Below are 21,378 nucleotides of genomic sequence, written 5' to 3'. Positions count from 1 at the left end.
ACACCAACCTTCGAGCTCAACCGGAAGGTCAAGGCTCAGGCAACGGCGGTTGTCACGGTCCGCGGAATACCGTGTCGGGCGCTGTAGCCTTGGGATGAATAAGATCGGCGCTGGGAGTCCAGCGGCAGCAATATCAAGCACGACAATCACCGTCATCGAAAGTGTGGATAGATACGTGAGCAGCGAACAGGGTTCAGCAACTCTGGAAGGCACCGAACTCGATCTGGAAGACGCCGTTATGGGCCCCACAGGCCGCCCCCAACGTGACTTTCCGGAGCCCGCACCGCTGTCGTCCCACGGACCTGCGCGGGTCATCGCCATGGTCAACCAGAAGGGCGGAGTGGGTAAAACCACCTCCACCATCAACCTGGCCGCCGCACTGGCCGAATACGGCCGCCGCGTACTCCTGGTCGACTTCGACCCGCAGGGCGCCCTCTCCGCAGGCCTCGGCACCAACCCCCACGAGCTGGACCTGACGGTCTACAACGTCCTGATGGACCGCAAGGTGGACATCCGCGACGCCATCCAGAAGACCGGCGTCGAAAACGTGGACCTGCTGCCGGCCAACATCGACCTCTCCGCCGCGGAAGTGCAGCTGGTCAACGAGGTCGCCCGCGAACAGGTCCTGGACCGGGCCCTGAAGAAGGTCGAGGACGACTACGACGTCGTCCTGATCGACTGCCAGCCCTCACTCGGCCTCCTCACGGTCAACGCCCTGACCGCCGCCCACGGCGTCATCATCCCGCTGATCTGTGAATTCTTTGCCCTGCGGGCCGTGGCGCTGCTGGTGGAGACCATCGACAAGGTCCAGGACCGCCTGAACCCCAGGCTCCAGGTCGACGGCGTGCTGGCCACGATGTACGACGCCCGCACCCTGCACGGCCGCGAGGTCATCGCCCGCCTCGTGGAGGCCTTCGGCGACAAGGTCTTCGAGACCGTTATCAAGCGGTCCATCAAGTTTGCCGACGCCACGGTGGCGGCCGAGCCCATCACCACCTACGCCGGCAACCACATCGGCGCCGACGCCTACCGCCGCCTGGCCAAAGAGCTGATTTCGCGCGGCGGCGCGCCCTAGGCAGGCAGGCAGGCAGCCCAGGACCGTGGAGGCATCACCCGTGAAGAAGCCCGGGAAGAATCCGGGGAAGAAGCCCGGGTTTGAGGTGCGGCTGGCCAACTTCACCGGCCCGTTCGACCTCCTGCTCGGCCTGATCGCCAAGCACCAGCTGGACATCACCGAGGTGGCGCTGTCCACGGTCACAGATGAATTCATCAAGTACATCAAGGGCCTGCAGCAGCTGGGGGAGGAGTGGGCCCTCGATGAAGCCAGCGAATTCCTGGTCATCGCCGCCACGCTGCTGGACCTCAAGGCCGCCCGGCTGCTGCCCGCCGGCGAAGTCGAGGACGACGAGGACATAGCCCTGCTGGAAGCCCGGGACCTCCTGTTCGCCCGGCTGCTGCAGTACAAGGCCTTCAAGCATGTTGCCGGAATGATCGGCTCCACCCTGGAACTGGAAGCCCGCCGCTACCCCCGGCAGGTCGCGCTGGAAGGGCATTTCGCCGCCCTCCTGCCGGAACTTCTCTGGCGCCACACTCCACAGCAGTTCGCGGCCCTGGCCGAAACAGCCCTCAAACCCAAGGAAGCCGCCCCCACAGTGGTGGGCCTGGCCCACCTCCACGGCACCCCCGTCAGCGTCAAGGAACAGGCCGAGCTCCTAGGGCTCCGGCTCCGCCTGGGCAAGCCGCTCACCTTCCGTGCGCTGATCGCCGACGCCGAATTTACCCTCGTGGTGGTCGCGCGGTTCCTGGCGCTCCTGGAGATGTTCCGGGACCGGGCTGTGGGCTTTGACCAGTTGCTGCCGCTGGGGGACCTGACCGTCCACTGGACCGCCGACGACGGCCAGTGGAGCAGCGAACACCTGAGCGAAGAATACGAGGAACAGCCGTGAGCGAAGCATGGTCCGAAGCGCGCCCCGACGCCGGCGCAGACACCGGCCAGGATACCGGCCCGGATCTCACCAGCCTGCCGGGCGGTAGCCGTGCCGCCCTCGAGGCCGTCCTGATGGTGATCGACGAGCCGGTCACGGCCACCGGGCTGGCAGCAGGCCTGAACCTGACGGTCGACGTCGTCGATTCCCTGCTGGCGGAACTGCAGCGGGAGTATAACGGCTATACTGTTAATGCCCCGGATGCGGACGTTGCCAGCATGAACGGCAGCAGTACCGCCCCCCGGGGCTTTGAATTGCGGAATATCGCCGGAGGCTGGCGGATTTATTCCCGCGCTGAATTCGCCGATATCGTCGGCGGGTTCGTGCTGGAAGGACAGACAGCCAGGCTGACGCAGGCGGCGCTCGAAACGCTCGCCGTCATCGCTTACCGCCAGCCTGTTTCAAGGGCGCGGGTGTCTGCAATTCGAGGAGTGAATGTTGACTCTGTCGTGCGGACGCTGACACAGCGGGGGCTGATCGAGGATGCGGGGAACGATCCCGAATCCGGGGCCATCCTGTACCGCACGACGTCGTATTTCCTTGAACGCATGGGAATCGGCTCGCTGGCTGAGTTGCCTCAGCTTTCACCCCATCTTCCGGGGCTGGAAGGCATCGAAGAGTTCTACGACGCAGGAAGAATGTAGGCAGCAACTGCCTGCGCACGATTATCCACCAGGGCAGAACCATTTTGCCTTTAGCTGGCGGGGGTTGTCGGGAGACAGCGGCCGCGGGCCACCAACGTAAGGACGGGTCATGACACAGGCGGGACGCCAGGGTTCACCACGTAACAGTTCGGGACGCAACAGCGCCGGACAAAACAGCGCCGGACGCAACAGTGCCGGACGCACTGCCGGAGGCAGTACCGGACGCGCTTCGGCGCAGGGCGGCGCGGGTCGCGCAGCACAGGACAGAGGCGGCCGTACCGGTGGCGCAAGCCAAGGCGGCGGCCAGCGCGCCTTCTCCAGCGACTTCACCAAAGGCGGCGGCGGGCGCCCCTTCAAGCACCCGAAGCCCCGCGAAGAGGCCTTCATCGATCCGGATCAGCCTGTAGCCGGCGGCGGCCCTGCAGGCCGTCCTGCCGCCAGCGGCTGGAAGTCCGGCGCGGGCGCCGGCAAGGCAGGTGCCCGGAAGCCCGGTGCCCGCAAGCCCGGCGCAGGCAAGGTGCCCGGCACGCCCGGCGCGCTCAAGCCCAAGCCGCGCACCGGCGCGCCGAAGGCTGCCGGCCCCCGCGCCTTCGGCAGCGAACGCTTCGGCCAGAACCTCGGCCCGATCCGCAGGCCGGCCCGCAACCGCGGACCCCGTCGCGAGGTGCCGCAGTCTGAGCTGCACGACGCCGACGGCGTCCGGCTTCAGAAAGTCATGGCCTCGGCCGGCGTCGCCTCACGGCGCGTTTGCGAGGAAATGATCGCCGAAGGCCGCGTCGAGGTCGACGGCCTGGTCGTCACCGAGCTCGGCGTGCGCGTCGACCCGAAAACCGCGGTGATTCACGTCGACGGGCTCCGCATCCAGCTGGACGAGAACATGGTCTACATGGTGTTCAACAAGCCCAAGGGCGTTGTCTCCACCATGGAAGACCCGGACGGCCGTCCCTGCATCAGCGACTTCGTGCGCAACAACCATGGCGAACGCCTCTTCCACGTGGGCCGGCTTGACGTCGCCACGGAAGGCCTGCTGCTGCTGACCAACGACGGCGAGCTCGCCAACCGCCTGACGCACCCCTCCTACGAAGTTCCCAAGACCTACCTCGTGCAGGTCCGCGGGCCGTTCCCGCAGGGCATCGGCGCCGAGCTGAAGGCGGGCGTTGAACTCGAGGACGGTATCGCCTCGGTCGACTCCTTCAAGCTCGTGGACTCGACTCCGGGCCACGTGCTGATTGAGGTCGTGCTGCACTCGGGCAAGAACCGGATCGTCCGGCGTCTCTTCGACGCCGTCGGCTTCCCGGTGCTGCGCCTGGTTCGCGTCAAGGTCGGCCCGATCGGGCTGGGGGACCAGCGCCAGGGCAGCATCCGCAACCTCGGCAAGCAGGAAGTCGGCCACCTGCTGGCATCCGTGGGGCTGTAAGCATGTCCGCCTTTCGCACCCACGGCCGCGGCCACCTGTTCGGTCCGGTGGTGGTCGTGGGGGCCGGACTCCTCGGCACCAGCATCGGGCTGGGGCTGCGGGGCCGCGGAGTGGCGGTGTTCCTCTCCGACCCCTCGCCCACCAACCAGGCCGTCGCCGTCGACATCGGCGCTGGCCTGCCTTTGGCGCGCCTTGACGGGGAACAGCCAGAACTCGTCGTGGTGGCCGCGCCGCCGGACGTCACCGCGGATGTGGTGGAACGGGCCCTGGCGGACTACCCGCAGGCCGTGGTCGTGGACATCGCGAGTGTGAAGGCTGGCATCCTGGCCGACCTTCGCACCCGCGGCGCGGACCTTGGCCGCTATGTGGGGACCCACCCAATGGCAGGGCGCGAGAAGTCCGGCCCCGTCGCAGCCCGCGGCGAGCTGTTCACGTCCATGCCGTGGGTCCTGTGTCCCTCGGAAGAGACGCTGCCGGAGTCTGTGCAGGTGGCGCGTTCGCTGGCCAGCGACCTCGGCGCCGTCGTCTCCGAATTCGGGGCCGATGAACACGACGAAGCCGTGGCACTGGTCTCCCACGTGCCCCAGGTCATATCCTCGCTCGTGGCCAGCCGCCTGCAGGGAACACCCCTGCACGCGCTGTCGCTCGCCGGGAACGGGCTGCGGGACGTCACCCGGATCGCGGCGAGCGATCCCACGCTCTGGGTCCAGATCCTTGGCGCGAACGCGGACAAGGTGGTCGGGATCCTGCACGGGGTCCGCGAGGACCTCAACCGGCTGATCGGCACCCTTGAGCACCCGACGGCGCCCGGTGCCCGGCTGGACCTCGCCCAGCTGATCAGCGAAGGCAACGCCGGCCAGTCCCGGATTCCGGGCAAGCACGGCGGACCGCCGCAGGCCTACTCCTGGCTGACGGTCCTTGTGGACGACACACCGGGCCAGATCGCGAGGCTCCTGACGGAGATCGGCGAGATCGGCGTCAACCTGGAGGACCTGCGCCTGGACCATTCCTCGGGACAGAATGTGGGCATGGTGGAAATTTCCGTCCTGCCCAACAAGCACGACCTGTTAATAGAAGCCCTCAACGACCGCGGATGGCGGGTACTCCAGTAATGACCCAGGAACTCATCGAGACAGTGGACGTTGTCCGCCCCGGAAAAAGCCTTGTCGTCGCCATTGACGGGCCGTCCGGATCAGGCAAATCCAGCGTCAGCAAAGAGGTGGCCCGCCGGCTCAAACTGGCCTACCTCGACACCGGTGCCATGTACCGCGCCCTGACCTGGTACTGCCTGGACCGCGGAACGGACCTTGACGACGGTGCCGCCGTCGAGGCGGCGGCCGAGAGCCTCCCGCTGGAGATCAGCACGAGCGCGCAGGAAGAGTATGTCCGCGTCGGAGGTGTCGACGTGACGTTCGCCATCCGCGAGCCGGCGATTTCCGCCGCAGTCAGCGCCGTGGCAACCACCCTTGGCGCCCGCACCGAGCTGATCCGCCGCCAGCGCGAACTGATCGGGAAGCACCACCGCCGCATGGTGGTCGAGGGCCGGGACATCACCACCGTCGTCGCTCCCCAGGCCGAAGTGCGGATGCTGCTCACCGCCAGCGAAGAGGCGCGGCTGCGCCGCCGGGGCATCCAGCTCGGCGGCAGCCAGAACGCCGAGCAGCTCGCGGCCCAGGTCACCCACCGCGATGCCAAGGACTCCACCGTGGTGAACTTCACCACGGCCGCCGACGGCGTGGTCACGCTGGACTCCTCGGAGCTGGACTTCGACCAGACGGTCGACGCCGCGCTCGGCATCGTGAACAGCATCATCGACCACAAGGTCATCAACCAGAAGGTCATCAACCGTGACTGAGCTGCGTACCCTTATGCCTGTGCCCCTGCCCGTGCCCCTGCCAGGACGGTGGACCACGGCCTGGAGCCGGCCCGTGGGCTGGATCCTGGACCATGTCCTCTACCGGACCTCAGTCTCCGGGCGTTCCAACGTCCCGGCGACCGGCCCGGTGATCTTCGCCGGAAACCACATCAGTTTCCTGGACGGACCGGTCATGTTCGGGGCGTCACCCCGGCCCATGCACATCCTGGTCAAGCAGGAGATGTTCGCCGGTTTCCTGGGCAGGGTACTGAAGGCCTCCGGCCAACTGCCGGTGGACCGCCGCGGCGACCGTGTGGCCCTTACCGCGGCCAGGAGCCTGCTCGACGCCGGCCGGTGCGTCGGGATTCTCCCCGAAGGCACGCGGGGGAGCGGTCACGCCGCCGCGATCAACAACGGCGTCGCCTGGCTGGCGCTCAACTCCGGCGCGACCGTGGTCCCCGTGGCCATCCTGGGCACCAGGGTCAGCGGCGAGCACCTGGACGCCGTGCCCCGGCTGCGCCGCCGGCTGCATGTCAGCTTCGGCGGGGCCCTCAACGTCAGCCGCAGGCCCGGCGAGACCGGGCGTGCTTCAATGGACAGGGCGGGAATCGAGATCCGCGCCGCGCTGGCCCGCCATGTCCAGGACTCAATCAAAAGTACCGGGCAGCCCTTGCCCGACGCGGATTCCCCGCAAGAACGTCATGAAGCAGTAGCCGGGACGCCGGCAGATCACCACCTAAGGAAAGTGCAATGAGCGATACGACTCAAACCTCCGGCAAATTTGGCGCCGGCGAAGACGAATACACGCCCACCGGCACGGACCAGGTGGCTGAACATCTCGCCGCCCTGGATGACGAGGAAGCGGAGGTCCGCGCGGCTTCCCTCCGTGCCGGCCTGGACGACTACGAACTGGACGAGGACGACGCCGCCCTGCTGAGCGGGCACTTCGACGACGAGGACTTTGATGGTCCCGTCAAGCTGGATCCGGTCCTGGCCATCATCGGCCGGCCCAACGTTGGCAAGTCCACGCTGGTCAACCGCATCCTCGGCCGCCGCGAGGCCGTCGTCGAAGACACCCCCGGCGTCACCCGTGACCGTGTCATGTACGCGGCGCACTGGAACGGCCGGAACTTCACGGTCGTCGACACCGGCGGCTGGGAGCACGATGCCCGCGGCATCCACGCCCGCGTGGCCGAGCAGGCCGAGATGGCCGTGGAACTCGCCGACGCCGTCTTGTTCGTCGTCGACTCCGCAGTGGGCGCCACCGCCACTGACGAGGGCGTCATGAAGATGCTGCGCAAGTCCAAGAAGCCGGTCATCATGGTGGCCAACAAGGTGGACGACTTCGCGCAGGAAGCCGATTCCGCCGCCCTCTGGGGCCTGGGCTTCGGCGAGCCGTACCCGGTGTCGGCGCTCCACGGCCGCGGCGTGGCCGACCTCCTGGACCACGTCATGGACACCCTCCCGGAGTTCTCCACGATCGAAGGTCTCGAGCGCTCCGGCGGACCCCGCCGCGTCGCCCTCATCGGCCGCCCGAATGTCGGCAAGTCCTCGCTGCTGAACAAGGTGGCCGGTTCCGAGCGCGTGGTGGTGGACAACACCGCCGGCACCACCCGTGACCCGGTCGATGAGTTCATCGAACTCGGCGGCCGCACCTGGCGCTTCGTGGACACCGCCGGCATCCGCCGCCGCCAGCACATGGCACAGGGCGCCGACTTCTACGCCTCGCTGCGCACGCAGAGCGCGCTCGAAAAGGCCGAAGTCGCCGTCGTGCTCCTCGCCGTCGATGAAGTGCTCAGCGAGCAGGATGTCCGCATCCTGCAGCTCGCCATAGAATCCGGCCGCGCGCTGGTGCTGGCCTTTAACAAGTGGGACCTGCTCGACGACGAACGCCGCCGCTATCTTGAGCGCGAGATCGACCAGGACCTGGCCCACGTAGCGTGGGCTCCCCGCGTCAATATCTCGGCGAAGACCGGCTGGCACAAAGACAAGCTCGTTCCGGCCCTGGACACGGCCCTGGAGAGCTGGGACAAGCGGATCCCCACCGGGCGCCTCAACGCGTTCCTGGGCGAACTTGTGGCGGCGCACCCGCACCCGGTCCGCGGCGGCAAGCAGCCCCGCATCCTGTTCGGAACGCAGGCCTCCAGCCGGCCCCCGAAGTTTGTGCTCTTCACCACCGGATTCCTGGATCCGGGCTACCGCCGCTTCATCACGCGCCGGCTCCGTGAGACCTTCGGTTTCGAGGGCACGCCGATCGAAGTCAACATGCGCGTGCGCGAAAAGCGCGGCAAGAAACGTTAATTCCGACACACCCGCCTCGGGCACCTGAAAATGGCACAGGCACCCTCGGGGATCGTGTAAGCTTTTGGAGGTGGTTCGGCCGGACTGCTCAGAAGGAAATCCTGGAGAAAAACCGGGATGAACTCTCAGCGGAGAACGGCGGAACTGACGGGCTGTAGCGCAGCTTGGTAGCGCACTTGACTGGGGGTCAAGGGGTCGCAGGTTCAAATCCTGTCAGCCCGACCAACAGGAACCGCTCCATCACCGGGAAGTATCCCGGTGGTGGGGCGGTTTTTCTTTTGCCTCAGGCCGAAGCTGGGGCTTGCAGTGTGTCCGGACGCCGGGCGCCCTGGATTCAGGCGGGAGCCAGCGGGTGCCGACCGTGCTACTTCAGGCTACTTCAGGAACCGGGACGTCCGTCGGTCCGCCAGGATTTTCCCCTTGGTCTGGCACGTCGGGCAGTATTGGAGCGCCGTGTCTGCGAAGGACACCTCCCGCACGGTGTCGCCGCAGACAGGGCACGGCTGCCCGGTGCGGCCGTGGATCCGCATCGTGCTCCGCTTGACATCCTTGAGCTGGTCAGGCGCCTTGCCAACGGCGTCCGACACCGCGGCCCCGAGGACACTGTGGATGCAGTCATACAGGACCTGCACGGAGTCGCTGTCCAGGGATTTGGCAATGGCGAAGGGGGAGATCCTGGCAGCGTGGAGGATCTCATCGCTGTAGGCGTTTCCGATCCCGGCAATGACGCCCTGGCTGCGCAGGAGTCCCTTGATCTGTTGGGAACTGGAGCCGAGGATCCCGGCGAACGTCCCACCGTCGAACGAGGAATCCAGCGGATCGGGGCCGAGGCTCGCTATGCCCGGGACGTCCTGCGCGTCGCGCACGACGTAAACGGCAAGGCTCTTCCTGGTTCCCGCCTCTGTCAGGTCCACGCCGAGATGCTCCGGGCCCCGCAGGAAGGCGAAACGGGCCGCGATGTGGCCCTTGCCCAGGCGGAGCCGGGCGGCAGTGGGGGATTCGGTGTACTGCAGCCAGCCTGCCTTGGCCAAATGGAAGACCAGGTACACGCCACTGGCATCCAGACTGATGAACTTTCCGTGGCGTTTCACTCCGATAATTTCCTGCCCCTCCAGGGCTGTGTAGGGAGGGTCGGCGGTCTTCAGCACGGCGAAGGAGACGATCTGGACCTTCGTGAGCACGGCCCCTTGGAGCTGCGTGTCCAGGAACGCGCTCAGCCCGGCGACCTCGGGAAGTTCAGGCATGGAACCACTGTGCCATAAGGCGGCAGCACCCATCACGGCAGGGAGCCCCTTACAGGCACTGTAGATTTGCATATACTTTCACCGGCGGACAGTTCAGTTGACCGCCGTCGCCATTGGTGATTGACCCGATGAAAGGCCCGTCATGAGCATCATTCCCGAAGAGCTGTCCTACACCGCAGAACACGAATGGGTTTCGGCCCCGAATGCCGACAGGGTCGTGCGGGTGGGCATCACCGATTTTGCCCAGGACGCCCTCGGGGATGTCGTGTACGCCCAGATGCCGGAGGTGGGCAGCACCATCAAGGCCAACGACGTCGTCGGCGAGGTCGAATCCACGAAGAGCGTCAGCGACATCTACGCCCCGGTGACGGGCGAGGTGGTCGCCCGGAACGAGGCCCTGGACACCGATTCGGCCCTCATCAATTCGGATCCGTACGGCGAGGGCTGGCTGATCGAAATCAGGCTCGCCGAAGCCGACGCGATCGAGTCCCTGCTCAGTGCATCCGAGTACGAACAGCAGGTAGGCTAAAGGAAGAGGTCATTCGGGCCGGGGTGTTGGCACAACAAAACAAGCAAAGCCCCGCCGAAGGGCTGAATCGGATCTGCCAGGCTTTTCCGGACGGCATGCGTTGTTTGCAGGGGGGACACCTGCAACGAATGAGGAGGACTCAATGTTTGGGCACGAACGGAACGACACCGGTTACGGCACGGGTGGAGTGAAAGCTTCGGAGACCACGTCGATCAACCTCACTCCGGTGCGCGACGAACCCACCTTCACCCCGCAGCTCTCTTCCGAGGAACGGGCTGCTGTTAAGGCCCTTCCCTTTGGCTCGGCCCTGCTGGTTGCACACAGCGGACCCAACGCCGGCGCCCGCTTCCTGCTGGACTCTGACGTCACGACGGCGGGCCGCCACCCGGACGCCGACATCTTCCTGGACGACGTCACGGTCTCCCGCCGCCACGTTGAATTCCGCCGCACCGCCCGCAGCTTTGAGGTCGTGGACACCGGCAGCCTGAACGGAACGTACGTCAACCACGACCGCGTGGACGCCGTGGAGCTGAAGTCCGGCAACGAAGTCCAGATCGGCAAGTTCCGCCTCACCTTCTACCTGAGCCCTGCCCGCGCAGCAGGCAACGTCTGATTCCGGGGTAGCTGCCTGTGGCTATGGCACAAGCGGAACGGCGCGGACCCCAGGTTCTGAACATCGGGGAAGTCCTGGCTCAGCTGAGCGATGACTTCCCGGGCATGACGGCGTCGAAAATCCGGTTCCTTGAGGAAAAGGGACTCATCAACCCAAAGCGGACGCCCGCCGGTTACCGGCAGTACTCGGAGAGCGACGTCGAACGGCTGCGCTTCGTGCTTGCCCTCCAACGCGACCAGTACCTGCCGCTGAAGGTCATCAAGGACTACCTTGACGCGATCGACCGCGGCGAACGCCCGGAGAACCTGCCGGCCGGTGTCACGGTGTCCCCGAGGATCGTCTCCGATGAGCTCGCGACCGAGCTGCAGAACCGCGTGCGGCGGCTGAGCGAGGAACAGCTCCGGGCCGAGTCCGGCGCCAGCGTCCCGCTCCTGGAGTCGCTCCTGAGCTTCGGCCTGATCGGCCATGTCAACGGCAAGTTCGACGAACACGCCCTGCAGGTGGCGCGGGCCTGCGTGCAGCTGGAGAGCCATGGCCTGGAGCCGCGGCACCTGCGGCCCTTCCAGGCGGCCGCCGAACGCGAATTCGGGCTCGTGGAGCGCGCGGTGGCCACCCTGACCTCCCGCAAGGACGCCGCCTCGCATGCCCGGGCTGCCGAGGCGGCACGGGAAATCAGTGACCTCTGCCTGTCGCTGCACCAGGCGCTGGTCCACGACCGCATCGCGAGGATGGACATCTGATGATCGAGGTGGAGATCGTCGGCGTGCGGATTGAGTTGCCGTCCAACCAGCCGCTCGTCCTGCTCAAGGAAATCCACGGGGAGCGCCACGTGCCGATCTGGATCGGCACCCCGGAGGCCAGCGCCATCGCCCTGGCCCAGCAAGGAGTCGTCCCGCCCCGGCCGATGACCCATGACCTGCTGGTCGACGTCGTCGAATCCCTGGGCCACACCATTGTCAGCGTCAACATCGTGGCCGTGGAGGACAACATCTTCTACGGCCAGCTGCAATTCGAAAACGGCACCACCGTCAGCTCCCGGGCCTCGGATGCCCTGGCGCTTGCACTTCGCGCCAAGTGCCGGATCTGGTGCGCCGACGCCGTTATGGATGAAGCCGGCGTCCGGATCACCGAACACGACGAGGGCGAAGACACCCACCCCGGGCCCGCCGTGGACGAAGAAGGCGAGCTGCGCCGGTTCCGTGAGTTCCTCGACGACGTCGAACCTGACGACTTCGCCGGCTGAGGCCGCGGCAACGTTAAAGTCTAGGATGAAAGTTTCGACACGCCCCCCGAATAGCGCGAACGTCTTTGACCTTGGGCCCCGTCAGGCCTAACGTCGGAGGTACAAGTTCCCATTGCATACGGCAGCTGCGCAAGTCACACTGGAAAGTGCAGCCCCGGCTAAATTACACGAATGAATTTTATTCGCTGTTGCTCAGTTAGCCGGCTGCCGCTGCTACTTACTCAGGGGAACTCATGACAAGGAGGATCCACGTGAGTCCGAAAGGCGAAGCAAGCGAGCTCAAGCAGGCCTCGACGGCTGGTGTTGCTGTGCCCGCCAGCGGTGCCCAGGGCCTGCTGTTCACCGAGGATCTTCCTGTCCTGGACGAAGACGCGGGCTACCGCGGTCCCACCGCCTGCAAGGCAGCCGGCATCACCTACCGCCAGCTCGACTACTGGGCCCGGACCGGGCTCGTGGAGCCCGCAGTCCGCGGCGCCGCCGGTTCCGGCTCCCAGCGGCTGTACGGCTTCCGCGACATCCTGGTGCTCAAGGTGGTCAAACGGCTTCTGGACACCGGCGTCTCGCTGCAGCAGATCCGGACCGCCGTCGAGCACCTCAGGGAGCGCGGCGTCGAGGACCTCGCGCAGATCACGCTCATGAGCGACGGCGCGAGCGTCTACGAGTGCACCTCGGCGGACGAAGTCATCGATCTGGTCCAGGGCGGCCAGGGCGTCTTCGGCATCGCCGTCGGCCGTGTCTGGCGCGAAGTCGAAGGGAGCCTTGCGGCGCTTCCCAGCGAACACGCCTCGGACCAGTCCTTTCCCGGCGACGAACTGAGCAAGCGCCGGGCTGCCCGCAAGATCGGCTAGCGCAGGATCGGCTAGCGCAGGACGCACAAGAACCTACAACAAAGGCCGCCTTCCCACGGGGAAGGGGGCCTTTGTTTCGGGCCGGCTAGCGCTGGCTGCGGTCGCGGACGGTGCCGGCGGGGGCCGAGCCGTTGGACTTCAGCAGGTTCGCCAAGAGGGCATCGAACAGGGCCGCGGTGTTCTTGGCGGAGTCTCCGGGCCAGTGGTGGATGGAGTGAGCGGCGCCCTGGATCTGCTGCCAGTTGGCCTGCTCCGGGATGTGCGGGGTCAGCAGCAGTTCGCCGAACATGGACTGCATCTCCGCCAAGCGGAACGTGTGCTCCGCGGAGCCGCTGCGCACCCGGTTGGCCACGATTCCGGCAGGCGACAGCTTGGGGGCGAATTCCTGGCGGAACAGCTGGATGGCGCGCATGGTGCGCTCGGTGCCTGCGACCGAGAAGAGTCCGGGTTCGGCCACCAGGGTCACCTTGTCACTCGCGGACCACGCCATCCGCGTGAGCCCGTTGAGCGAGGGCGGGCAATCCACCAGGACCAGGTCGTAGTGCTCCGCGCCCGCCAGCACCGCGGAGAGCCTGCGGAGGTCGCGGCGGCCGAGATCCGGGCGGTCGTAGATGCCGGTGTAGGCGGAGCCCACGGCCACGTCCAGGATGGACGGCGCGGAGCCGGACGGGGAGGCGCCGTTGGTCCTGACGCGTTCCACCCAGCCGCTGGGAACAACGTTGTCGGAAAGGTGTGCCCGCCGCGGTGCCTTGAGCATCCGGCCGATATCGAGCTGCTCGTCCGGGCTGACCCCCAGCGCCGTGCTCGCATCCGCGTGCGGGTCAAGGTCGACGACGAGGGTGGGGATGCCGGCGGCCAGTGCCGCAGACGCCAATCCGGTGGTCACTGATGTCTTACCGACACCGCCTTTGAGGCTGCTGATGCTGACTACTTGCACTTGAAAACCCAATACCTAACGCCGGTTGCCGAGACGGGGTCGTGCCGGCTCCTGCGTTCTCCGGAGCCGGGGCGTGCGTGCGCCACCCACCGACTCATCATATGTTGATGCTCCGACGAAACCCGTCTCATCCGGTGCCGGGGCGGCAGAACCTCGGGAAGACGGCGGGAAGCAACGCACGAATGGGTCCGTGCCCCGGTCCGTTGCTCCTGCCGTTTCCCCCTGCCTATCGCCGCATCCGTGACGGATAATGCTGTGATGGTCGCCACAATGATTTGTGTTTGCCTACACCGGTCTTAGACACTGTGACCAATTACCGATACACCCGCAATGATGCAGGAGAAGTATGTTTTCGAAGATTCTGGTGGCCAACCGCGGCGAAATCGCGATCCGTGCCTTCCGCGCGAGCTACGAACTGGGTGCCAAGACTGTAGCCGTGTTTCCCAACGAGGACCGCAACTCGATCCACCGCCAGAAGGCCGACGAGGCATATCTGATCGGCGAGGAGGGCCATCCGGTCCGGGCATACCTTGACGTTGACGAGGTCGTGCGGGTGGCCAAGGAGTCCGGGGCGGACGCCATCTACCCCGGCTACGGCTTCCTCTCCGAGAACCCGCGCCTGGCACGGGCCGCCCAGGAGGCGGGCATCACCTTCGTCGGCCCGCCGGCGGAAGTCCTGGAACTTGCCGGGAACAAGGTGGCCGCCCTCGAGGCAGCCCGCAAGGCCGGGGTCCCGACGCTGAAGTCCAGTCAGCCGTCGAAGGACCTTGACGAGCTGATCGCCGCCGCTGACGAGATCGGCTTCCCCATCTTCGCCAAGGCCGTTGCCGGCGGTGGCGGCCGCGGCATGCGCCGGGTGGACACCCGCGATGCCCTGCCGGAGGCCCTGCAGGCCGCCATGCGTGAAGCGGACGCGGCGTTCGGCGATCCCACCATGTTCCTCGAGCAGGCCGTCCTGCGCCCCCGCCACATCGAAGTCCAGATCCTGGCCGATGCCGAGGGCAACGTAATGCACCTCTTCGAGCGGGACTGCTCCATCCAGCGCCGCCACCAGAAGGTCGTCGAGATCGCTCCGGCCCCGAACCTCGACGAGGGCATCCGCCAGGCCCTGTACCGCGACGCCGTGAAGTTCGCCAAGGCGCTGAACTACGTCAACGCCGGCACCGTCGAATTCCTCGTCGACACCGTAGGGGAGCGCGCCGGCCAGCACGTGTTCATCGAGATGAACCCGCGCATCCAGGTCGAGCACACCGTCACCGAAGAAGTGACCGACGTCGACCTCGTCCAGGCGCAGCTGCGCATTGCCGCCGGCGAGACCCTCGCGGACCTGGGCCTCTCGCAGGAGACCGTCCAGCTCAAGGGCGCAGCCCTGCAGTGCCGCATCACCACCGAGGACCCGTCCAACGGCTTCCGGCCCGACGTCGGCAAGATCACCGGCTACCGTTCGGCCGGCGGCGCGGGTGTCCGGCTCGACGGCGGCACCGTGTACTCCGGCGCGGAGATCAGCCCGCACTTCGACTCGATGCTGGTCAAGCTGACCTGCCGCGGCCGCGACTACCCGGCCGCCGTGGCCCGGGCCCGGCGCGCCCTCGCCGAGTTCCGCATCCGCGGCGTGTCCACCAACATTTCCTTCCTGCAGGCCGTCCTGGACGACCCGGACTTCGTGGCAGGAAATGTGGCCACCTCGTTCATCGACGAGCGCCCCGAGCTGCTGAAGGCCCGGGTCTCCGCGGACCGCGGCACCAAGCTGCTGACCTGGCTTGCCGATGTCACCGTGAACAAGCCCAACGGCGAGCTCACTGTCCACACGGACCCGGCCGCCAAGCTTCCCGCCCTGGCAGACGCCGCAGCCCGGCCGGGCTCCCGCCAGCGGCTGCGGGACCTGGGCCCGGAAGCCTTCGCGAAAGCCCTGCGCGCGCAGGATGCCGTCGCGGTGACGGACACCACCTTCCGCGACGCCCACCAGTCGCTGCTCGCCACCCGAGTGCGCACCCGCGACCTCGTCGCGGCCGGCCCGGCCGTCTCCCAGCTGCTGCCCGAACTGCTGTCCGTCGAAGCCTGGGGCGGGGCCACCTACGACGTCGCACTGCGCTTCCTCGGCGAGGACCCCTGGGACCGGCTCGCGTCCCTGCGGAAGGCACTGCCGAACGTCTGCCTGCAGATGCTGCTCCGCGGCCGCAACACGGTCGGCTACACGCCCTACCCGGAAGAGGTCACGGTGGCGTTCGTCAACGAGGCCGCGGCCACGGGCATCGACATCTTCCGCATCTTCGACGCGCTCAACGACGTCAACCAGATGGCCCCGGCCATTCGCGCCGTCCGCGAGACCGGCACCGCCGTCGCCGAAGTCGCCCTCTGCTACACCGCGGACATGCTGGATCCGGACGAGACGCTCTACACCCTGGACTACTACCTGGAGCTGGCGCAGAAGATCGTCGACGCCGGTGCGCACATCCTCGCGATCAAGGACATGGCAGGGCTGCTGCGCCCCGCGGCTGCCGCGCGCCTTGTGTCGGCTCTGCGGGAGCGGTTCGACCTTCCAGTCCACCTGCACACGCACGACACCGCAGGCGGCCAGCTGGCCACCCTCCTGGCGGCCGTGGATGCCGGCGTGGACGCCGTGGATGTGGCCTCGGCCTCCCTGGCCGGAACGACGAGCCAGCCGTCGGCCTCGGCGCTCGTGGCCGCACTGGCACACACACCCCGCGACACCGGGCTGAGCCTGGCAAACGTCTGCGCCTTGGAGCCGTACTGGGAAGCCGTCCGCCGCATGTACGCGCCGTTCGAATCCGGGCTGCCGGGCCCCACCGGCCGTGTCTACCAGCACGAGATCCCGGGCGGCCAGCTCTCCAACCTGCGGCAGCAGGCGATCGCGCTGGGCCTCGGCGAGCGTTTCGAGGCGATCGAGGACATGTACACCGCGGCCGACCGCATCCTCGGCCGGCTCGTGAAGGTGACGCCGTCCTCCAAGGTGGTGGGCGACCTCGCCCTGCATCTCGTGGGACTCAACGCCGACCCCGCGGACTTCAACGAGAACCCGCAGAAGTACGACGTCCCGGATTCCGTGATCGGCTTCCTCTCCGGTGAGCTGGGCGATCCTCCCGGCGGCTGGCCCGAGCCGTTCCGGACCAAGGCACTGCAGGGCCGCACCATCAAGGTCCGTGACGTCGAGCTCAGCGCCGAGGACAGCGCCGCCCTCAAGGCAGATTCCAAGACCCGTCAGCAGACCCTCAACCGCCTGCTCTTCGCCGGCCCCACGAAGGACTACCTGAAGAGCGTGGAGTCCTACGGAAACCTCTCGGTGCTGGATACCCGTGACTACCTCTTCGGGCTGCAGCGCGGCGCGGAGCACGAGATCGAGCTGGAGAAGGGCGTCCGCCTTATTGCCTCCCTCGAAGCGGTCTCCGAGCCGGACGAGAAAGGCATGCGCACCGTGATGTGCACGCTCAACGGACAGTCCCGTCCCGTGGTGGTCCGCGACCGCTCCGTGGTCAGCAACGTCAAGGCCGCCGAGCGCGCCGACACCTCCCAGCCCGGCCAGGTGGCGGCACCGTTCGCCGGCGCCGTCACCCTGACGGTCAAGGCCGGGGACACGGTCAAGGCCGGCGACACCGTCGCCACCATCGAGGCCATGAAGATGGAAGCCTCCATCACGACGCCGGTGGCCGGCACCGTGTCGCGCCTCGCCGTCGGCGCGGTGGAACAGGTCCAGGGCGGTGACCTGCTGCTCGTGGTTGAGTAGCGGCCCTGCCGACAACGAAAGAAGGATCCTTCCGGCGGAAGCCTGGGGTTCTAGCGGTCGTTGCACCACCTGCGGATTAGGTGGTCAGTAGTAAATCACCAAGGCGCTCGGCTGGGGGTATCCCAGCCGAGCGTTTTGCGTGGTCGCCTATGCCAGATGTCCCTGCTTCGTCCGCAGCCTGTCCCGCAGGCCGCCAATGATGACGTCCAGGCCAAAGTCGAAGGCGTGCCTGCCACGCTCCTGTGCCGGCCCGGCATCGCTGAGGGCGCGTTTCAGTGCTGGATAACCGTCGGCGGGAGGATCCCAGACGACGTCCGGAGCGGCCAGATCGAGCGCCGCGCCCAAGGCAAAACTGTCGATCGTGGAGATTGCAGAAACGACGTCGCGCCCGCCGAATCCGGCGGCTTCGAGCGCGCGTGCGAGGTCTTCATACATGCCGATGACGTCCGGATCCTTGATGGACTGCAGTACCAGCAATGGAGCGAGCCTCGGATGCCTGGCAAAGGCATCCCGGTAAGCCCTGATCAGGACCCGCAGCGCTTCTTCCCACTGCCCGTGGTCAACGGGCGCGTGGGGTTCCTCGGCGATGATCCGGTGGCGCAGCAGCTCCAGGATTTCCTCCCGGCCGCTGACGTGGTTGTAGATCGAGGACTGGCTGACGCCGATTCTCCGTGCCAGTTTGGGAAGGCTGAAATCGCCGCTTTCGTCAACAAGGTCAAGTGCGGCTGTGGTGATTGCCTCCACGGATATCAATGGCAGGAGCGGGCGCCCCATGGGTTCTCCTGACTGCAGTCTTCGGTAGTGAGATTCAGCCTAGTGGGAAGCCCCGCCAATGCCGTTTCCGGCCGGGTATTGTGCTCTCGGCCACATGACCCCATAATAAACGAAAGCCTTTCGTTTGGAGAGGCTCCTACGAAGGGACGGGTTCATGCCGGACACACAAACCAGACCGCCGACGTCGGCCGGAGAGGGCGTGCTCAAGCGGAACGCGCTCGGGACCGGGGGTATAGCATTCCTCGTCATTTCCGCAGCGGCACCGCTGACCGTGATGGCGGGGGTGGCTCCCGTGGCCCTCAATGTCGGGGGCATCGGAGCGCCTGCCGGCTATCTCGTGGCCGGCATTGTCCTGACCGTCTTTGCCGTCGGGTTCATGGCGATGACCCGTCACGTCAAAGCGTCGGGCGGCTTCTACACCTACATCTCCCTCGCCATGGGCAAGACGGCGGGCCTGGCTTCGGCCATCCTGGCGATAGTTTCCTACAACTGCCTGCAGATCGGGGTGTACGGACTCTTTGCCGTGCAGACACGGGACATGCTTCAAGTGCTCTTTGGCCTCGACGTGCCGTGGCCGGTCATCGGCTTCACGGCCGTGGCCGCTGTATGGTTCCTCGGCTACCGTGGCATCGACGTCGGGGCAAAGGTCCCAGGCGTGCTCCTGGTTGCGGAAACCGCCATCCTGGCGGTGATGGGCGTGGGCATTCTGTCCAGCGGCGGAGCCCACGGGATCAGCGCCGGTTCGTTCAGCCCGGACCAGGCGTTCAGCCCGGGGGTACTGGCGATCCTGGGCATCTGCTTCGCAGCGTTCATGGGGTTCGAGTCTACGGTCCTGTACAGGGGCGAGGCCCGCAATCCGGACAAGTCCGTACCGCGGGCGACGTTCATCGCCGTCGGGTTCATGTCGGTGTTCTACGCCTTCATCGTCTGGACCATGGTTCAGGCCTACGGAGAGGACCAGGCGGTGGAGGCTGCCGGGCAGATGGCCAACGGCATGTTCTTCCCGACCATCAACCACTTCGTCGGGCCGTGGGCCGAGACTGTCATGTACGTCCTCATCGTCACGAGCGTCTACGCCTCCCAGCTCGCATTCCACAATGCGATCAACCGCTACGTCTACATGCTCGCCCGCGACGGCGTGCTGCCTGCGTTCATGGGCAAAACCCACCCCAAGTACAAGTCCCCGCACCGGGCAGGCCAGCTGCAGACTGCCCTGGCCGCAGCTGTCATCGCGATCTGCGCCATGCTCAACGCCGACCCGTACCAGCAGCTCCTGATCTGGGTGAACACGCCCGGGATCTTCGGCATCGTGGGCCTGCAGGGACTCGTCTCCGTTGCCGCCTTCATCTATCTGCGCCGGAACCCGGACGCGGTCACCAACCGGCTGATGGTTCCTTTGAGCCTGGTATCGGCCGTACTGCTGTTCGGCGTCGTCCTGCTGATCGGGCTGAACATCGAGCTGCTCACATTTGCCGATGCCCTGACCAACACCATCCTCATCCTCGTCACCCCCGCGGTGTTTGTCCTCGGGCTGGTTGCCGCCCGCTGGGTGCGCCTTCGCCGGCCCGCAGCTTCGCCCGGATTGGAAGCTTTGAAAACCATGAATCCTGATCTGATAGTTCTTGCCGACGCCGTGCACACGATGGACGGGACGTCGGCGGCAGTCCAGGCCGTGGCGGTTCAGAACGGCGTCATCGCCGCCGTCGGCAGCCGCGGATGCGGCGGCGTGGCCCGCAGCGGCGGAGGTCATCGACTTCGGTGCCGCGGTGCTGACCCCGGGCCTGGTCGACTGCAATGTCCACCCCGTCTTTGGCCTCGACATGACCAGGGGCTGCGACCTCTCCGGTGCCCGGGACCTCGCCGAAGTGCGGGCGCGGCTCCGGTGCGAAGCGGAAGTTGTCGGACCGGATGACTGGGTGAGGGGATGGGGCCTGGACCCGAACGTGTTCGGATCCGCAGCCGCCCACCGGGAATCGTTCGATGATGTTGTCGCGGGCAGGCCCTGCCTGCTCCGCTTGTTCGACGGGCATTCAGCCCTGGCCAGTTCCCGCGCCCTTGAGCTCGCGGGCGTCAGCGGGGCCCGGACCTTTGATCAGGCCGCGGAAGTAGTCTGCGATGAGCGCGGCCTCCCCACGGGGCTGTTGCTCGAGGAAGCCGCCGTCGGGCTCGTCACAAAGGTCATGCCCGCCGAGTCGTTTGCCGAGCGGAAGGAACGGCTTGCCTCCTTGCTTTCGCGGTTCTCACGGGCCGGACTGACAGCGGCGCACGTCATGGACCTCAGTGAAGGGTCGCTGGAGCTCTACCGCGCGGTGGAGGACGACGGCGGATTGCCGCTGCGGCTGCGCATCTCACCATGGTGCATGCCCGGCACCGGGGAAGAGGAATGGGGCCGTCTGGCGGACTTGATCCACACGTGCGGCCAACGCTGGGCTGTCTCGGGGATCAAGCTCTTTGTTGACGGAACCGTAGACAACGGGACGGCGTGGCTGGACGAGCCGGACGCCTACGGACAGTCAACGGCCCCCTTTTGGCCGCGCCCGGCCGAGTACGCCGACGCCGTGAAATTCTTCGCAGGCCGCGGCATTCCCACGGCCACCCACGCGATAGGTGACGCCGGAGTGGCCGCCGTCTTGGACGCATTGGAGGCACTGCCGCCGGGGACGCCGGGAGCGGCCCACAGGATCGAGCACATTGAAACCGTCCCCGACGCCCTGATCGAGCGTTTCTCACGGTCCGGGGTGATCGCCAGCATGCAGCCGACCCACTGCACCCACTACTCGCGCGCCGACCACACCGACAACTGGTCCACCCGGCTGGGAACCGAACGGGCGAATCATGGCTGGCGCTGCGCCGACCTCAGGGCGGCCGGGGTGACGTTGGGGCTGGGCTCGGACTGGCCGATCGCCCCCTTTGAGCCACTGCCCATCATGGCCGACGCGCAATTGCGCAGGCGGGCAGGCCACCGCGGTGAACAGCCAATCCTTCCGGGCCAGGCGCTGACGGCCCTGCAGGCGCTGGAGGGATACACGTCCCATGCCGCCAGGACCGCAGGGGAGTGGGCAACCTCCGGATCCATCACCGTCGGCAAGCGCGCTGACTTCACCGTGTTCGATCTGGACCCGCTGACCGCCGCTCCCGATGTGCTGGCGGAGGGCAACGTATTGGCAACCATCGTTGATGGCCAAACGCAGCACGTGGCACTGAGTGCCTCCAGATAACCCCGATCCGACCCTGGCGCATCCCCCA

The 21,378-nt window shown here is 66.8% G+C and carries 18 protein-coding genes, 1 tRNA gene and 1 pseudogene; 17 read left to right on the top strand and 3 right to left on the bottom strand.

From position 1 onward, the window contains the following. Nucleotides 1-175 precede the first annotated feature (175 nt). The 9 genes from ACQCSY_RS01795 to ACQCSY_RS01755 all read left to right on the top strand — a co-directional run bounded on the left by ACQCSY_RS01795 (nucleotide 176) and on the right by ACQCSY_RS01755 (nucleotide 8,427). Nucleotides 176-1,075 (top strand): ParA family protein, encoded by a 900-nt coding sequence (locus ACQCSY_RS01795; protein ID WP_427132677.1) that lies wholly within the window; start codon nucleotides 176-178, stop codon nucleotides 1,073-1,075. A gap of 40 nt (nucleotides 1,076-1,115) precedes the next feature. Next, nucleotides 1,116-1,946, top strand: coding sequence for a segregation and condensation protein A (locus tag ACQCSY_RS01790; RefSeq protein WP_427132675.1), 831 nt, complete (start codon nucleotides 1,116-1,118; stop codon nucleotides 1,944-1,946). Nucleotides 1,947-2,059: 113 nt separating this feature from the next. Continuing rightward, nucleotides 2,060-2,629 carry an SMC-Scp complex subunit ScpB gene (gene scpB / locus ACQCSY_RS01785; RefSeq protein ID WP_427135607.1) on the top strand — a complete coding sequence of 190 codons (570 nt, stop codon included), beginning with the start codon at nucleotides 2,060-2,062 and terminating at the stop codon, nucleotides 2,627-2,629. Nucleotides 2,630-2,738: 109 nt separating this feature from the next. Beyond that, entirely contained in the window at nucleotides 2,739-4,046 is a 1,308-nt protein-coding gene (locus ACQCSY_RS01780) for a pseudouridine synthase (RefSeq protein ID WP_427132673.1), read from the top strand. A 2-nt stretch (nucleotides 4,047-4,048) separates the two neighbouring features. Then, nucleotides 4,049-5,158 carry a prephenate dehydrogenase gene (locus tag ACQCSY_RS01775; RefSeq protein ID WP_427132671.1) on the top strand — a complete coding sequence of 370 codons (1,110 nt, stop codon included), beginning with the start codon at nucleotides 4,049-4,051 and terminating at the stop codon, nucleotides 5,156-5,158. Continuing rightward, on the top strand, nucleotides 5,158-5,901 hold the full coding sequence (cmk, locus tag ACQCSY_RS01770) for a (d)CMP kinase (RefSeq protein WP_427132669.1): 744 nt from the start codon (nucleotides 5,158-5,160) through the stop codon (nucleotides 5,899-5,901). The genes ACQCSY_RS01775 and cmk overlap by 1 nt, the downstream gene beginning before the upstream one ends. Nucleotides 5,902-5,914: 13 nt before the next feature. Next, a complete protein-coding gene (locus tag ACQCSY_RS01765; RefSeq protein ID WP_427135605.1) occupies nucleotides 5,915-6,655 on the top strand; it encodes a lysophospholipid acyltransferase family protein in 741 nt (246 codons plus the stop codon). Further along, nucleotides 6,652-8,202 carry a ribosome biogenesis GTPase Der gene (gene der, locus ACQCSY_RS01760; protein ID WP_427132667.1) on the top strand — a complete coding sequence of 517 codons (1,551 nt, stop codon included), beginning with the start codon at nucleotides 6,652-6,654 and terminating at the stop codon, nucleotides 8,200-8,202. Before ACQCSY_RS01765 ends, der begins: the two co-directional genes overlap by 4 nt. A gap of 148 nt (nucleotides 8,203-8,350) precedes the next feature. Continuing rightward, nucleotides 8,351-8,427 (top strand) — tRNA-Pro (locus ACQCSY_RS01755). 149 nt (nucleotides 8,428-8,576) lie between these two features. On the opposite strand, the gene ACQCSY_RS01750 is transcribed toward ACQCSY_RS01755, so the two are convergent. Continuing rightward, nucleotides 8,577-9,446, bottom strand: a complete 870-nt coding sequence (locus tag ACQCSY_RS01750) for an Fpg/Nei family DNA glycosylase (protein WP_427132665.1) — start codon at nucleotides 9,444-9,446, stop codon at nucleotides 8,577-8,579. A gap of 142 nt (nucleotides 9,447-9,588) precedes the next feature. On the opposite strand from ACQCSY_RS01750, the gene gcvH reads away from it, so the two are divergent. The 5 genes from gcvH to ACQCSY_RS01725 all read left to right on the top strand — a co-directional run bounded on the left by gcvH (nucleotide 9,589) and on the right by ACQCSY_RS01725 (nucleotide 12,679). After that, nucleotides 9,589-9,975 (top strand): glycine cleavage system protein GcvH, encoded by a 387-nt coding sequence (gcvH, locus tag ACQCSY_RS01745; protein WP_427132663.1) that lies wholly within the window; start codon nucleotides 9,589-9,591, stop codon nucleotides 9,973-9,975. Between the two features lie 142 nt (nucleotides 9,976-10,117). Then, nucleotides 10,118-10,588, top strand: a complete 471-nt coding sequence (locus ACQCSY_RS01740; RefSeq protein ID WP_427132661.1) for an FHA domain-containing protein — start codon at nucleotides 10,118-10,120, stop codon at nucleotides 10,586-10,588. A 23-nt stretch (nucleotides 10,589-10,611) separates the two neighbouring features. Further along, a complete protein-coding gene (locus tag ACQCSY_RS01735; protein WP_427132659.1) occupies nucleotides 10,612-11,328 on the top strand; it encodes a MerR family transcriptional regulator in 717 nt (238 codons plus the stop codon). Beyond that, on the top strand, nucleotides 11,328-11,831 hold the full coding sequence (locus ACQCSY_RS01730; RefSeq protein WP_427132657.1) for a bifunctional nuclease family protein: 504 nt from the start codon (nucleotides 11,328-11,330) through the stop codon (nucleotides 11,829-11,831). The genes ACQCSY_RS01735 and ACQCSY_RS01730 overlap by 1 nt, the downstream gene beginning before the upstream one ends. A 251-nt stretch (nucleotides 11,832-12,082) precedes the next feature. Beyond that, complete coding sequence (locus ACQCSY_RS01725; protein ID WP_427132655.1) at nucleotides 12,083-12,679, top strand: MerR family transcriptional regulator; 597 nt, start codon at nucleotides 12,083-12,085, stop codon at nucleotides 12,677-12,679. 85 nt (nucleotides 12,680-12,764) lie between these two features. Here ACQCSY_RS01725 and ACQCSY_RS01720 read toward each other — a convergent pair whose 3' ends face one another. Next, on the bottom strand, nucleotides 12,765-13,616 hold the full coding sequence (locus tag ACQCSY_RS01720) for a ParA family protein (RefSeq protein ID WP_427132653.1): 852 nt from the start codon (nucleotides 13,614-13,616) through the stop codon (nucleotides 12,765-12,767). A gap of 346 nt (nucleotides 13,617-13,962) precedes the next feature. On the opposite strand from ACQCSY_RS01720, the gene ACQCSY_RS01715 reads away from it, so the two are divergent. Continuing rightward, nucleotides 13,963-17,358 carry a pyruvate carboxylase gene (locus tag ACQCSY_RS01715; RefSeq protein ID WP_427132651.1) on the top strand — a complete coding sequence of 1,132 codons (3,396 nt, stop codon included), beginning with the start codon at nucleotides 13,963-13,965 and terminating at the stop codon, nucleotides 17,356-17,358. 147 nt (nucleotides 17,359-17,505) lie between these two features. Here the strand turns inward: ACQCSY_RS01715 and ACQCSY_RS01710 are convergent, their stop codons facing one another. Then, a complete protein-coding gene (locus ACQCSY_RS01710; RefSeq protein ID WP_427132649.1) occupies nucleotides 17,506-18,132 on the bottom strand; it encodes a TetR/AcrR family transcriptional regulator in 627 nt (208 codons plus the stop codon). 154 nt (nucleotides 18,133-18,286) lie between these two features. Between ACQCSY_RS01710 and ACQCSY_RS01705 the strand changes: the two are divergent. Next, nucleotides 18,287-19,540: pseudogene (locus ACQCSY_RS01705) on the top strand (APC family permease); the annotation flags it as partial. A gap of 358 nt (nucleotides 19,541-19,898) precedes the next feature. After that, the gene (locus ACQCSY_RS01700; protein ID WP_427132647.1) at nucleotides 19,899-21,350 is read left to right on the top strand and encodes an amidohydrolase; all 1,452 of its coding nucleotides are present in this window, start codon (nucleotides 19,899-19,901) and stop codon (nucleotides 21,348-21,350) included. The last annotated feature ends 28 nt before the right edge of the window (nucleotides 21,351-21,378 follow it).

The sequence above is a fragment of the Pseudarthrobacter sp. S9 genome, from assembly GCF_050156545.1.
In the GTDB taxonomy this organism is placed as follows: domain Bacteria; phylum Actinomycetota; class Actinomycetes; order Actinomycetales; family Micrococcaceae; genus Arthrobacter.
Note: the sequence above shows the minus strand (reverse complement) of the source record. Positions and strands in the feature narration are given on the sequence as shown.